Raw genomic sequence first — 13,765 nt, 5'->3', positions numbered from 1 at the left:
CGGCCCTCAGGGGCGGCTAAGGAGAAGAAGGCCAAGAAGCGAGAACGGAGCGCAGGCGCGCATGCCGACGACCTGCGCAGCGGCGCAGTCCTTCGTCAGGTCATGGCGGGCGGTCGAAACCACGGGCGTTCCTCAAATCGACGGGACAGGATGTAACCGAAGCCGGGGGCGAAGCGCAAGCATATGTCGCATGCCGATTTGAATTAAGAACAGACGACCCCTGTGAATTAGGATGGTGCAGCGCGATTCGGCCGGCGGTCGCGCGCCATCGGGGGCTGGCCAGAATGTCGGAGCGCCACGCCATGATGCGCTATGACCGGCCTGTCATCGGGCTCGCCTTCTGCCTGTCGGGCCTCGCGGGTTTCGTCGACGCACTCGGCTTCCTCAGCCTCGGCGGCTTCTTCGTCTCCTTCATGAGCGGGAACACCACCCGCTTCGCCATCGAGCTGGCCGGCCGGCATGCCGGCGGCATCCTGCTTGCCGCCATGATCCTCGGGCTCTTCGTGCTCGGCGTCGTCGGCGGCTCGCTTGCCGGCCATTTCGCCGGGCGCCAGCGCAAGGCGGCCGTGCTCGCCTTCGTCACCCTCGCCCTGCTGCTCTCGGCCGGTCTCGACTCGATCGGCCTCGGCATCGCCGGAGCCGGCCTGCTGGCCGTGGCGATGGGCGCCGAGAACAGCGTCTTCCAGCGCGACGGCGAGGTCACGATCGGCCTGACCTATATGACCGGCACGCTGGTGAAGATGGGCCAGCGCATCGCCGGCGCCCTGCTCGGCGGGCCGAAGCTCGCCTTCCTGCGCCATTTCGTGCTCTGGCTCGGCCTGCTCAGCGGCGCGATCGCAGGCGCCGTCGCGCATGGCCGCATCGGGCTCGATGCGATCTGGCTGGCCGCTGGCGCTGCCGCCCTCTTCACCTTCGTGGCGCTCTTCATGCCGGAGCGCGACTGACGGACCGCTTTGCCGCGTCGGAGGAATCGGTCATGCTCCCGCGCAAACCAGCCGGAGCCTTCCCGATGCGCGCCTCAACCATCCTTGTCCCGGCCTTCGCCGCGCTCCTGCTCTCCGCCTGCCAGACGCCCTCCGGCGGCCCGCCTCCGGCCCCGCCACCATCGCAGGCCGCGCCGGGCGTCACGCCGAACACCTTCCGCATGCCCTCGGGTTCGGGCTGCTCCGGCGAAGTCGAGCGCTTCCAGGCCGTGATCGACAACGACCTCGCGACCGGCCACACCACCAAGGGCGTGCATGACCGGGTCAGCGGCGAGATTTCGCGTGCCCGCTCGGCCTGCGCCGCCGGCAATGATGCCGGCGCGACCGGCCAGATCCGCGCGACCAAGGCCAAGTTCGGTTATCCGGGCTGAGCCCACTCCGTCGTCATGCTCGCCCTTGTGGCGAGCATCCACGTCTTGAACACAGCCCTGCACCAACGAAGACGTGGATGGTCGGGACAAGCCCGACCATGACGCAGTCTGACGATTACGCCGCCAGCCCCCGCTTCTCCAGCAAGGCATCCGGCGTGGGCAACCGCCCGCGGAACAGCGTATACGCCTCGGCCGCATCGCGCGTGTCGCCGGCCGCATAGATGTAGCGCTTCAATTTTTCCGCGACGGCCGGCGAAAACACATCGCCCGTCTCGGTGAAGGCGTTGAAGGCGTCGGCGTCCATCACTTCCGACCAGAGATAGCTGTAATAGCCGGCCGAATAGCCGTCGCCCGAGAAGACATGGGTGAAATGCGGCGTGCGGTGCCGCATCGTGATCTCGGCGGGCATGCCGAGACGGGCCAATTCCGCCGCCTCGAAGGCGAGCGGATCGACCTCTGCCGGCGCCTCCAGCGAATGGAAGGCCAGATCGACCAGCGCCGAAGAGGTGTATTCCACCGTGGCGAAGCCCTGGTTGAAGGTCTGGGCCTTCTCGATCTTCTCGATCAGTGCCTCGGGGATCGGCTCGCCGATCTCGGCATGGCGGCAGTATTCGCGCATCACCTCCCGGGTCAGGAACCAGTGCTCGTAGAGCTGCGAGGGCAGTTCGACGAAATCGCGCGCCACCGACGTGCCGGCGAGCGAGCCATAGGTCACGTCCGAGAGAAGCCCGTGCAGCGCATGGCCGAACTCGTGGAACAGCGTGCGCGCATCGTCGAGCGAGAGCAGCGCCGGCTTGCCCTCGGCCGGCTTCGCGAAATTGCAGACGTTGACGATGATAGGCCGGGTCTCGCCATCGAGCTTGCGCTGCCCGCGGAAGGCGCTCATCCAGGCGCCGGAACGCTTCGAGGCACGGGCGAAATAATCGCCGACGAACAGGCCGATATGGCGCCCGCTCGCGGTCTCCGTCACCTCGAAGATGCGCACGTCCGGGTGATAGCCGGGAAGTTCCGGCCGCTCCGCGAAGGACAGCCCGAACAGCTTGCCGGCGACGTCGAAGGCCGCCTGCCGGACGCGGTCGAGTTGCAGATACTGCTTCAGCACGGCCTCATCGAGCGCATAGGTCTTCTGCCGGACCTTCTCGGCGTAGTGGCGCCAGTCCCAGGGGCGGATCGGGCCGTTCTCGCCTTCGCTCTGAGCCAGCGCGGCGAGATCGGCGGCCTCGCGCGCCGCGCGTGCCTTGGCCGGCTTCCAGACCAGTTCCAATAGCCCGCGCACATGCTCCGGCGTCTTCGCCATGGCGTCGTCGAGCTTGAAATGCGCGAAGGTCGGATAGCCCAGGAGCTTTGCCTTCTCGGCACGCAGCTTCACCATCTCGGCGACGATGGCGCGATTGTCGCTCTCGCCGCCATTCTCGCCGCGCTTGCTCCAGGCGATGAAGGCCTCCTCGCGCAGGTCGCGACGGGTCGAGAAGGTCAGGAAAGGCTCGATGATCGAGCGTGACAGCGTCACCGCATGCTGGCCAGGCTTCCCGCGGTCGGCGGCAGCGCGCGCCATCGCCGCCTTCACGAATTCCGGCAGGCCGGCCAAACCCGCTTCGTCCTCGATGAACAGCGCATAGGAGGATTCGTCCTTCAGCACGTTCTGACTGAACTGCGTGCCGAGCCCCGCCAGCCGCTCGTTGATCGCGGCGAGGCGCTTCTTGTCCTCTGCGTTCAGCTTCGCGCCCGAGCGGATGAAGCCCTTGTAGCTGCGCTCCAGCAGGCGCGCCTGCTCCGGGTTCAGGCCGAGCGCATCCCGCTTGGCATTGACGGCGTCGACGCGGGCGAAAAGCCCCTCGTCCATCATGATCGCCGACCAGTGCCGCGAGGTGATCGGCGACAATTCGCGCTCGATCGCCTGCAAGGCCTCGTTCGTATCGGCGCCGGTCAGATTATAGAACACCCCGCCGACGCGGCTGAGCGCGCGCCCGGCTCGCTCCAGCGCCTCGATCGTGTTGGCGAAATCGGGCGCGGCCTTATCGGCCACGATCGCTGCGATCTCGGCCTTGTGCTTGGCCAGTGCCGCATCGAAAGCCAGCCGGATATGCTCCGGCTTGATCGCCGCGAAAGGCGGCAGGCGGAACGGCGTCTCCCAGCGCGTCGCGAAGGGGTTTTCGGCCGGCAGCGGCAGGGCTTCGGGATAGGCGGTCATGATTATCGGCCTTTCAGCACTGCGGCGTCAGTCAAAACAAGCACGTGTCATCCCGGGCGCGGCGAAGCGAAGACCCGGGATCCATTCCGGAACGGTTCAGGAATGGATCCCGGATCGGCGCCGCTGACGCGGCTTGTCCGGGATGACCGCGAGGGTCAGGATCGGTCCGCCTCGAAGATATGTGCGAGATAGCGGCGCATGAAGGGCGGCATGTCGTGCTTTTCGGTCTCGGCCAGGTCGCGCACGATGACGATGTCGGAGAGTTCCTCCTCTTCGAGGTCCTTCATCCGCTCCAGCATCAGCGCGCGCGCCTCCTCAGCCGGCAGGTCGATCCTGACCTCGCGCATGAAAGCGATGCGGCCCTGCTCGATCAGCGCCGTCCAGCCCCCCCCCACCTGAAGCTCCTCGACGCGCAAACCGGTCTCCTCACCGAGCTCGCGCGTGACGCTGCCGGCGAGGTCGAGCGTGCCATCGGGGCGGGCATCGTCGCGGTCGGGCGTGCCGGCGGCGAAATAGACCTTGCCGGCATTGGCGGTGTGGTCGCCCATCTTGCCGCAGAGAAAGGCGCCGTCATTGGCCCTCAGCGCTGCCATGGCGAAGCCGTTGCGGATGATCGGGCCGGGATGGCCGACATCGCGCCAGGTCATGAAGGCGGCGTAGTCGGTCTCGAAATAGCCGGCCTCGAACACGCCGTCGCGGATGGCGGCGCGATGCTGCAGCATGACGCGGCCATTGAACATCGCCGGCTTGTCGGCGCTGATCTCCGCCCAATGCGCCGCGATCAGCGCGGCGTTCTCGCGTGCGAAAGCCCAATCGTAAGGCTCGACCCTGGCATCGACCCGCGACAGCCGGATGATGGTGCTGTTCTCCACGCCATCGCTCACAGCAGCACGCCCTCGCTCACGACAACAGCCGAACCGCCGATCCGAGCGGAAACCAATGCGCCGCCGCGCACGCTCAATTCCAGCGCGATCTGCGACGGCCGGCCCATCTCGTAGCCCTGCTCGATGACGAGGCGGTGGTCGCCATCCGCCGGCTTGTCATAGGCCATGATCGCGCCGGCGAAGGCAGCGACCGCCGAGCCCGTCGCCGGGTCCTCGACGATCCCCGATCCCGGCCAGAACATGCGGGCGTGATAGTGGTGCCCGACCTCGGCCGTCTCGCGGCAATAGACGAAGGCGTTGCCGTTCGGCGTCGCGGCCATCACCCGCTCGAAGGCACCGGCGACCTTCGCCCTGGCGACCGCTTCGCGGCTGGCGACAGGCACGGTCGTATAGGCGACGCCGGCCGAGAACACGCTCGGTCGATGCGCATCGAAGCCGAGATCGGCCTGATCGAGCCCGAGCGCCTCCGCCAGCTGCGCATCCGCAACCGGCTGCGCGAGCTGCTCCGGCAGGCGCGGCAAGGTAAAGGTCGCTTGCCCCGCATGGCTGCCCTTGATCGAGACGGCGCAGGAGACCGGCCCGACCTTCTCCTCCAGCACCAGCATATCGGCGGGCTTGCCCTCGGCCTCGTCGGTCAGCGCAAGCCAGACCGCCGTGCCGACCGTCGGATGGCCGGCGAAAGGCAGCTCGCCGCCGGGCGTGAAGATGCGAATCGCGGCGCGATGCTCCGGCTTCTCCGGCGGCGCGACGAAGACCGTCTCGGACAGATTGAACTCCCGGGCGATCGCCTGCATCGCCTCGGTGTCGAGACCCTCCGACTGGAGCACCACCGCCAGCGGATTGCCGGCATGGCGGCGCGTAGTGAAGACGTCGAGCGTAACGAAGCGGCGTTTCATCTGATCAGCCTTCGGGAATGTCGAGATCGATAGTGAGCGGGCAATGGTCGGAGGCCTTGGGCCGGTCCCAGCCGGCGCGCGGATAGCGGTTCGCGCAGGTCGCGAGCGTCGCCATCGAGCGGTCCGGCTCGCGCGGGTCGAGCGGCACGCGATAAGGCAGGCCGCGCCGGATCATCTGCATGGCCGGCCGCGGATTCGCCGCCGCCAGCGCCGGCGAGAGCAGGATATGGTCGAGCGGCATATGGCTGTCGACCAGCCTCTCCTGACTCTCGGACCAGTAGCGCCGGAAATGCGTCCAGCGCTCATGCACCGGCAGCGTGTCCATCGGATCGACGGCGAAACCGTCGAGCAGCGGCTCGATCCCGCTGGCGCCCTCGTCGACTACTTCCGCGCGCGGCCCGAGCCCGTAGCGATAGCCGTTGAGATCGCCGAGCACGATCCAGTTGGTCTCGCGCCAGCCGCCGCCGAAGCGCTGCTGGACCAGCCAGCGCACGGCGCGCGCCTCGGCCCGGCGCACCGGCAGCGTCGCGGTGCGCCCATCCTCGCGGCCATTGTTCATCGACTTGAGATGGCAGCCGAACAGGCTGAGGCGGCGCCCCTGAAAGCTCAGCTCCACCTCCAGACAATCGCGCGCGAAGACCTTGGCCTGCGGCCCGATGCCAAGCATGGCGAGCTCGCGGTCATGCACGCCGGCTTCGGCGAAGGTCAGGTCCTTGTGCGAACGCACGGTGACCTGCCCTTGCCCGAACAGGTCCTTCCGCGCCGCGAAGCCGATATCGATGTTGCGCCGGTCATTGCCGTCGATCAGCGTGAAATGGCCGTAGCGGTGGTCGGCGATGCGGTGAACGTAATTGGCGAAGAAGGCCTGCAGGCTGGCGAGCGAATCGACCTCCTGCAGCATCCAGAGATCGGCCTGCGCCTCGGCGATGGCGAGCGCCGTCATCTGGCGCTTGTCGTCTTCCAGCGCGACCGCGAGAGAACGCTCCACGGCGTCGCGCTCGTCGGCGCGCGGGAAATGGAACAGCGACATCGCCGCCGCCGTTTCGGTGCGCCCGCCCGGCTCGAAACGATGCCGCGTCAGCAGGTTTTCGACATTGAAGGTGCCGACGCGCAGCTTCATCGTTGAGTGCTCAGATCGCTTCCGGCTCGAAGACCTGCGAGGGCGTGACGAACTCGTCCTGCGCCGCCACCGTCAGGATCTCGCGCGAGCCCGCCTCCTTCGTCCGCTTCAGCAGGCCGTAGATCGAGGACGCCGCCTTCGACAGCGCAGCCGCCGCCGATTCCTCGCGCAGGTAGTGGGTGAAAAACAGGGCCGCGATCGCATCGCCCGCGCCGTTGACGCTGACATCGAGCTTGGGCGTGCGCACCCGCCAGCTGCCCTTGGCGTCCGCAGCCATCAAATCGATCGAGTCGCCGGGAGTCTCCTCGGTGACGAGCGAGGTCACCATCACGACCTTGGGGCCGGCGTCGCGCAGGGCCTCCACGGCGCGATGCGCATCGGCGATGGTCTTGATCTCGACATCGGTCAGCAGCTCCAGCTCGAACTGGTTGGGCGTCACGATATCGGCGGCCGGCACCGCCTGCTCGCGCATGAATTCCGGGATGCCCGGCCGCACGAAGACGCCGCGGCCAACATCGCCGATGACGGGATCGCAGCAGTAGATCGCCTTCGGATTGGCGGCGCGCACCCGCTCCACCGCCGAGAGGATGGCATGGCCGATATCGGCCGAGCCCATATAGCCGGAGATCACGCCATCGCAGTTGGCCAGCACGCCGCGCTCGGCGATCCCGTCCATCACCTCGTCGATCATCCCGCCGTCGAAGACGCGGCCCTTCCAGCTGCCATAGCCCGTATGGTTCGAGAACTGCACCGTATGGATCGGCCAGACATCGACACCGAGCCGCTGCATCGGAAAGGTCGCGGAGGCGTTGCCCACATGGCCATAGGCGACATGGGACTGGATCGAGAGAATGTTCATGGTCCGAAGCGATACCCCGTTCGCGGTGGGACCGCGAACCTAGCGGCTCTCACGCGGGGCGCAAATCGAAAGCGGTGAAGCGATCCATCGCTCGCGCAGAGCCGCTATTCCCGCGGCGCGATATTGGCCATCGTGGTGGTCAGGACATAGCGCAGGCCCTCGGGCCGATAGTCCAGCGCGACCTCGCCCTGGAATTTCTGCGCCATGACGCGCTCCACCAGGCGCGAGCCGAAGCCCTGCCGCCGCGGCTTGACCACCGGCGGCCCGCCGCTCTCGATCCACTCGAAGCGGAAGACGTCCTCGGTCTGCGGCCGCCCGACGCTCCAGCGCACCGAAACCTCGCCGGCCTCGACCGAGAGCGCGCCGTATTTCACCGCATTGGTCGCCAGCTCGTTGGCAGCCAGCGCCAGCGTCATCGCCTGGTCGGCGGCGAGCTGCAGCGGCGGCCCCTCGACGCGGATCGTGCCGATATCCGAGCGATGCGGCGCCAGCGCCCCGTCGATCACGGCCCGGATCGGCGCGCTGCTCCAGCTTGACCGGGTCAGGATGCTGTGGGCCTCGCCGAGCGTCGCGATGCGGTCGCTGAGGATCGACTGCGCCTCTTCCAGCGTCTCGGCCGAGCGGAAGGTCTGGCTGGCGATCGCCGCGATCATCGCCAGCGTGTTCTTCATGCGGTGGGCGAGCTCGGCATTGAGCAGGCGGCCGTTGCGCTCCGCCTCCATCTTGCCGGTGGTTTCCATCACCGTGTCGATCATGCCGAGAACCCGGCCGTTCTCGTCGCGAATCGGGCTGTAGCAGAAGGTGAACCAGACCTCTTCCGGATGGCCGTAGCGGTCGATGGTGAGCGGAAAATCCTCGATGAAGGTCGCCTCGCCGGCCAGCGCCTTGTGCACGAGCGGCCCGATATCGTCCCAGACCTCGGCCCAGACGTCACGGAAGGAGCGGCCGAGCGCGCAGGGCTTGTCGCCGAGGATCGGGCGAAAGGCGTCGTTATGGATCGTGATCAGGTCCGCGCCCCAGACGATGCATTTGGGAAAGCGCGAATTGACCATCATGCCGACGGCGATCTTCAGCGCCGCGGGCCAGCCGGCGATCGGCCCCAGCGAGGTCGTGTTCCAGTCATAGTCGCGGATGGCAGCGGCCATATCGCCACCGCCATCCAGAAAGGCTGTCTCGCCGCTCACGTTGTTCCCCCAGCGCGAATCGGCGCAGCATGCACGGAACGCAGAACGGGCGCGACGTCAAAAGACAGGCGCCGCGTTCGCGCCCACAATCAGGAGCCGGAGGCAGCCTTCTTGGCGAAGCTGTCGATGAAGGTCTTCGACAGGTCGACATTCGAGTTGGTCAGCTCGGGGTCGAGCAGCTTGAGCGAGTCGTACATGCTCTTCATCGCATCGGCCGTCGAGATGCCTGTGCGCGAATAGGCCTCCTGCGAGTTCTTGACCGCGCGGATATAGAGGTCCTTGTCGCCGAGCAGGTACTCTTCCGGCACCAGCGCGGCGACATCCTCGGGCTTCGCCGTCTCAAGCCACTTCAGCGACTTCATCAGCGCATTGACGAGTTTCTGGGTCGTGACCGGGTTCTTCTCGGCGAAGTCGTTCTTGAGATAGAGCACCGCCGCCGGGTTCGAGCCGCCGAACAAGGCCTTAGTGCCGGCCTCGGTGCGGGTGTCGATCACCGAGACGATGTCACCATCGGCCTCGAGCTTCGAGGTGACGGGGTCGAGATGCGAGATCACGTCGACCTGCTTCTGCTTGATCGCCGCGACCGCGCTGGCACCGGCGCCGACGCCGATGATCGCCGCATCCGTCGCCTTGAGGCCCGCCTTGACCATGGCGTATTGCGCGGTCAGCGCCGTCGAGGAGCCCGGCGCCGTGACGCCGATCTTGAGGCCCTTGAAGTCGGCGGCGGACTTCACCTTGTCGGCGAGGTCCTTGCGCACGGCGATGGTGATCGCCGGGAAGCGCCCGAGCTCGATCACGGCGCGGATGTCCTGGCCCTTCGCCTGCATGCGGATGGTGTGCTCGTAGGCGCCGGTCACGACATCGACCGAACCACCCACAAGCGCCTGCAGCGACTTGGCGCCGCCACCGAAATCGTTGATCTCGACGTCCAGCCCCTGCTCCTTGAAGTAGCCCTTCTTCTCCGCGACCGTGAGCGGGAGATAATAGAGCAATTGCTTGCCGCCGACGCCGAGCGTGAGCTTCGGCTTCTCGGCATTCTGGGCGTAGGCCGGAGCGGTCAGGGCCGCCAGCGCGAGGCCGGCCGCCAGCATCAGATGTCTGCGGTTCATCGGGGTTCCTTCCCTGCGGATGCTTTGTTTTGAAAGCCTTCTTGCAGGCAGTTGTAGTGAGTAGCCAGCGAGCCGCCAACCCCGCCTTGCGTATGGTCCGGCAGCTTCAGTGCAGGATGCGGCTGGTGTAGAGCGCGACCGCGAAACAGGCTGCGGCGATCCCCAGCAGGGCCCAGCTCGCGCGCGTCGGGTTCTCCAGCGCCGCTTCCGAGGGGTTGGCGGGATCGTAATGCACCTCGACCTTCGCCCCGGCCGGATAGCGCCCGACCACTCTGTCCGCGATGGCCCGGGAGCCGGACACGACCAGCCCGATCGCGACCTGCCGGCTGGCATAGCTCTGGCCAGCCACCTCGTAGCGGTACTCGACGATCGGCACGTAGCTCCGGCGCGTCGGGCCGGAATCCAGCGAGCCGCGCTCCTCGACCCGGCTCTCGACGATTTCGCCCGGCACAACAGGCCAGGCATTGGCCCGCTTGAGGCGGCGCCGATAGGCCAGGAAGAAGACCAGCGCCGCGAGACCGATGCCCGCTGCGAACAGCGTCACCGTCACATCCGCATCCGGCGCCACCGAGCGCAGGACGGCAGGCCCGAACGCGAAAGCCCAGTAGATGCCGGCGCCGATCACCCCGAAGAATGCCAGCACGCCGCCGCAGCCCTTCACGATGCCCTTCGGCGCGTCACGCTCCAGCACATTGCTGTCGGGATCGGCGGGGTCGTAATAGACCGTCACCATCGCCCCGACCGGGTAACGCTTCAGTGCCTCGTCGGCGAAGGGGCCGCTGATATTGCCGAGGCTGACGCGCGTGCCCTGATAGTTCCGCCCGCGCACCGAGAAGCTGAAGGCGATATCCGGCACATTCTCGGTCGTTCCGATGCTGCTGCCGGCAGGCGGGCTGCGGCTCGCCATACGCGAGCGGGTGATCCGCCCCTGCGCCTGCGCCCAGCCCTTCGCTTGCCGCACCTTGAGGAAGCCGTTGACGATCAGCGCGATGAGCATCACCGCCATCGGCAGGAAGATCAGCCCGACGACGCCGAAGGTCGAGTTGGCGAAAGGCAGGCTCTCCTTCCAGCTGTCCGGCAATTCGGAGATGACGAAAATGAGCGCGATCGAGGCGATGACCGCGATGATCGCCCAGACCGGCGGCTCGCCCCGCGCCTCGGCCGCCTGCTTGCCGGACGCCTTGCGCTGCCAGGCACGCTCCTCGCGCCAGCCTGTCTCGCCGCGCAGATAGGCCAGGAGCACGGCCTTGAGCGCCGCCGCATCGACCGTATCGGCGGCCTCGAAACGGTTCTCGCCGTCGTGATAGGTCAGTCGAAACCGCCCCTTGCCCTTGGCGAAGGCTTCGACATCCCCGTCGTCATCCGCGAGATTGACGAACCAGCCGGCCTCGCCGCGACAGCCATCGACCGCCGCGGTGACATCCGCCGACGTGGGAGATTCGATGATGCGGTCATTGACGTCGAGTTCCATGACCCGCCCCCGCCACGCTTGATCGCGAGGCGGAGCATGAGCCTGCCCGGCTCCGCTAGCAAGCGGAGATGACGTTAGGTCGTCGTCGTCGAACTTTGCCCCGGGCGCCAGACCAGCAGGCGCTTCTCGATCAGCGTCACCAGCGAGTCGATCGCGATGACGAAGATCGCCAGGATCAGCATGCCGGAGAACACGCCGGTGACGTCGAACACGCTCTCGGCCTCGTGGATCTTGTAGCCGAGCCCGGCCGAGGAACCGAGATATTCGCCGACGACCGCGCCGACCAGCGCGAAACCGACGGAGGTGTGCAGCGAGGAGAACATCCAGGTCAGGGCCGACGGCCAGTAGACATGCTTGAAGAGCTGGCGCTCGTTCATGCCGAGCATGCGCGCATTGGCCAGGATCGTCGGCGAGACCTCGCGCACGCCCTGGTAGACGTTGAAGAACACGATGAAGAAGACGAGCGTGAAGCCGAGCGCCACCTTCGACCAGATGCCCAGTCCGAACCAGAGCGCGAAGATCGGCGCCAGTACGACGCGCGGCAGCGCGTTCGCCGCCTTGATATAGGGATCGAACACCGCCGAGAGCAGCTCGCGCCGGGCGAAGGCGAAGCCGAACAGGATGCCGGCGAGCGAGCCGATCACGAAGGCCAGCACCGTCTCGGTCAGCGTGATGCCGAGATGCCAGTAGATATCGGCGCTGGTCAGCTGCTTGAAAGTGCGCGTCAGCACCGCGACCGGCGTCGAGAAGAAGAACTGCATCGTCTTGACGTCGCCGAACAGACTCGTGGTCGTCACGACATGCCAGACCAGCAGGAAGGCCAGCATCACCAGGATCTGGAGCGAGAGCAGCTTCACCCGCTTCATGAGGCGTCTCCCCCGACGAGCTCGCGCCCCTCGCCCATCGCGTAGGCCTTCTGCACCTCGACGCGCAGCGAGGCCCAGATGTCGCGATGGATCTCGTGGAAGGCCTTCTCCAGCCGGATATCGGCGATGTCGCGCGGGCGCGGCAGATCGACCTTGTAATCGGCGACGATCCCTGCCGCCGGCCCGGCCGACATGACCACGACCCGATCGGAGAGCGCGATCGCCTCTTCCAGATCATGGGTCACGAACATCAGCGCCTTGCGATCGCGCGACCAGAGGTCGAGCAGGAGATTGCCCATGATCTGCCGGGTCTGCGCGTCGAGCGGCCCGAAGGGCTCGTCCATCAGCAGGATCTCGGGATTGCGGATCAGCATCTGCGCGAGGCTGACGCGCTTGCGCTGCCCGCCCGAGAGCATGTGCGGATAGCGGTCGACGAAGGTGCGCAAGCCGACGCGGCCGAGCCATTCGCGCGCCCGCTGGTCGGCCTCGCGCTCGGGAACGCCCATCGGCTCCAGCGCGACCTTGACGTTCTCCAGCGCCGTCTTCCACGGCATCAAGGCGTCCTGCTGGAAGAGATAGCCGGCGCGCCGGTTGAGCCCCGAGAGCGGCTTGCCGAAAATGCCGACCGTGCCGGCCGAAGGGGCAAGCAGGCCGGCCGCAGCGTTCAGCAGCGTGGACTTGCCGCAGCCGGTCGGCCCGACGATCGAGACGAACTCGCCGGGATGGACCTTAAGGTCGATGCCCTTCACCGCCTGATAGCGGCCGCCATCGGCGAGATGGAAGGTGATGTCGATGCCGCCGAGCGCCACCGCCGGATCGCCCGACGAAACCGCCCCCGTGCCCGCATGCGCATGCGGACTGTCCTGCAACTCCATGAAATCCGTTTCCCCGTCGGGCTCAGGGCTTCGCGCCCGGCCGTCAGCTTTTTTCGCGTTGCCGGAATTAATAGGCGATCGACCGGGGAAGGCAACGCCCCGCCCTGCGGCGGCCCGTCGCTTGCATCGTTTCGCCGACACGGCCATATGGCGAGACCGACCCGACCCCGCTGGAGCCGAGCCGAACGCCATGGCCGAACTGGAACAAGCCATGAAGGCGCTCGTCGACTTCATGCAGACCCATCAGCAATGGGCGGTCCCGATCGTCTTCGCGGTGGCCTTCGCCGAATGCGTCGCGATTCTCTCGTGGCTGGTGCCGGCGACCGTGTTCTTCACCACCTTCGGCGCCGTCGCCGGAGCTTCGGGCCTCAATCTCGTGCCGCTGGCGCTGGCGGCCTCGCTCGGCGCGGGCAGCGGCTTCTGGGTGTCCTATGTCGCCGGCGTCCATCTGGGGCCGCGCGTCCACGAATACTGGCCGTTCCGGAACAATCCGCAATTGCTCGACCGCGGCCATGCCTTCTTCGAGAAATGGGGCATCGCGAGCATCCTGATCGGTCATTTCTTCGGCCCGCTGCGGGCCGTCATCGCCATCGTCGCCGGCATCGTCGCGATGCCGTTCTGGGCCTTCCAGCTCGCCAACTGGCTGGCCTCCTTCGCCTGGGGGTTCGGCCTGCTCTACGCGGTCGGCCGCTTCAGCGAATTCCTGGCGCGCTGACCGACCACCGAGGATTGGGTCGCTTCAACAAACAAAAATGCCGGCCGCATGACACGGCCGGCATCGGCTGGATCGCTCAGCCTGCGCTGCCCTGGGCCGAGGCCGCCTCGGCCTCGCGCAGCGCCTGGGCGCAGTCGTCGCAGCAGACTTCGACGGTATTGCCGCCGATCGTCACCTGGACCGTGTTCTCATCGAGTTCGCAATCGCAGGCTGCACAAGTTCCGCTCATGGCTTGGTCTCC

Annotated in this window: 14 protein-coding genes; 3 read left to right on the top strand and 11 right to left on the bottom strand. The window is 67.0% G+C overall.

Translation table 11 applies throughout. The features are described from left to right. Positions 1 to 302: 302 nt before the first annotated feature. Positions 303 to 944, top strand: a complete 642-nt coding sequence (locus tag WFK61_RS10455; protein ID WP_336811462.1) for a YoaK family protein — start codon at positions 303 to 305, stop codon at positions 942 to 944. A gap of 65 nt (positions 945 to 1,009) precedes the next feature. Beyond that, complete coding sequence (locus WFK61_RS10450; protein WP_336811461.1) at positions 1,010 to 1,354, top strand: hypothetical protein; 345 nt, start codon at positions 1,010 to 1,012, stop codon at positions 1,352 to 1,354. A 115-nt stretch (positions 1,355 to 1,469) separates the two neighbouring features. Here WFK61_RS10450 and WFK61_RS10445 read toward each other — a convergent pair whose 3' ends face one another. From WFK61_RS10445 to WFK61_RS10400, 10 genes are all read right to left on the bottom strand, one after another. Continuing rightward, a complete protein-coding gene (locus WFK61_RS10445; RefSeq protein ID WP_336811460.1) occupies positions 1,470 to 3,545 on the bottom strand; it encodes a M3 family metallopeptidase in 2,076 nt (691 codons plus the stop codon). Positions 3,546 to 3,700: 155 nt separating this feature from the next. Then, positions 3,701 to 4,417: an NUDIX hydrolase gene (locus WFK61_RS10440; protein WP_336811459.1), complete on the bottom strand. Its 717-nt coding sequence runs from the start codon at positions 4,415 to 4,417 to the stop codon at positions 3,701 to 3,703. An 8-nt stretch (positions 4,418 to 4,425) separates the two neighbouring features. Beyond that, positions 4,426 to 5,325 (bottom strand): PhzF family phenazine biosynthesis protein, encoded by a 900-nt coding sequence (locus WFK61_RS10435; protein ID WP_336811458.1) that lies wholly within the window; start codon positions 5,323 to 5,325, stop codon positions 4,426 to 4,428. Between the two features lie 4 nt (positions 5,326 to 5,329). After that, positions 5,330 to 6,445: an endonuclease/exonuclease/phosphatase family protein gene (locus WFK61_RS10430; RefSeq protein WP_336811456.1), complete on the bottom strand. Its 1,116-nt coding sequence runs from the start codon at positions 6,443 to 6,445 to the stop codon at positions 5,330 to 5,332. A 10-nt stretch (positions 6,446 to 6,455) separates the two neighbouring features. After that, positions 6,456 to 7,304 (bottom strand): pyridoxal kinase PdxY, encoded by an 849-nt coding sequence (gene pdxY / locus WFK61_RS10425; RefSeq protein WP_336811455.1) that lies wholly within the window; start codon positions 7,302 to 7,304, stop codon positions 6,456 to 6,458. A 104-nt stretch (positions 7,305 to 7,408) separates the two neighbouring features. Beyond that, the gene (locus tag WFK61_RS10420) at positions 7,409 to 8,488 is read right to left on the bottom strand and encodes a sensor histidine kinase (RefSeq protein WP_336811454.1); all 1,080 of its coding nucleotides are present in this window, start codon (positions 8,486 to 8,488) and stop codon (positions 7,409 to 7,411) included. A gap of 89 nt (positions 8,489 to 8,577) precedes the next feature. Further along, entirely contained in the window at positions 8,578 to 9,597 is a 1,020-nt protein-coding gene (locus WFK61_RS10415) for an ABC transporter substrate-binding protein (RefSeq protein ID WP_336811453.1), read from the bottom strand. Between the two features lie 106 nt (positions 9,598 to 9,703). Then, positions 9,704 to 11,068, bottom strand: a complete 1,365-nt coding sequence (locus tag WFK61_RS10410) for a DUF3592 domain-containing protein (protein WP_336811452.1) — start codon at positions 11,066 to 11,068, stop codon at positions 9,704 to 9,706. A 74-nt stretch (positions 11,069 to 11,142) separates the two neighbouring features. Beyond that, the gene (locus WFK61_RS10405; RefSeq protein ID WP_336811451.1) at positions 11,143 to 11,934 is read right to left on the bottom strand and encodes an ABC transporter permease; all 792 of its coding nucleotides are present in this window, start codon (positions 11,932 to 11,934) and stop codon (positions 11,143 to 11,145) included. Further along, the gene (locus WFK61_RS10400; RefSeq protein WP_336811450.1) at positions 11,931 to 12,809 is read right to left on the bottom strand and encodes an ABC transporter ATP-binding protein; all 879 of its coding nucleotides are present in this window, start codon (positions 12,807 to 12,809) and stop codon (positions 11,931 to 11,933) included. The genes WFK61_RS10405 and WFK61_RS10400 overlap by 4 nt, the downstream gene beginning before the upstream one ends. Positions 12,810 to 12,999: 190 nt before the next feature. On the opposite strand from WFK61_RS10400, the gene WFK61_RS10395 reads away from it, so the two are divergent. Continuing rightward, positions 13,000 to 13,524: a DedA family protein gene (locus WFK61_RS10395; protein WP_336811449.1), complete on the top strand. Its 525-nt coding sequence runs from the start codon at positions 13,000 to 13,002 to the stop codon at positions 13,522 to 13,524. Between the two features lie 76 nt (positions 13,525 to 13,600). On the opposite strand, the gene WFK61_RS10390 is transcribed toward WFK61_RS10395, so the two are convergent. After that, positions 13,601 to 13,753, bottom strand: coding sequence for a hypothetical protein (locus WFK61_RS10390; RefSeq protein WP_336811447.1), 153 nt, complete (start codon positions 13,751 to 13,753; stop codon positions 13,601 to 13,603). Between the last annotated feature and the right edge of the window lie 12 nt (positions 13,754 to 13,765).

The sequence above is a fragment of the Allobosea sp. MMO-172 genome (genome assembly GCF_037147855.1).
GTDB lineage: Bacteria > Pseudomonadota > Alphaproteobacteria > Rhizobiales > Beijerinckiaceae > Allobosea.
Note: the sequence above shows the minus strand (reverse complement) of the source record. Positions and strands in the feature narration are given on the sequence as shown.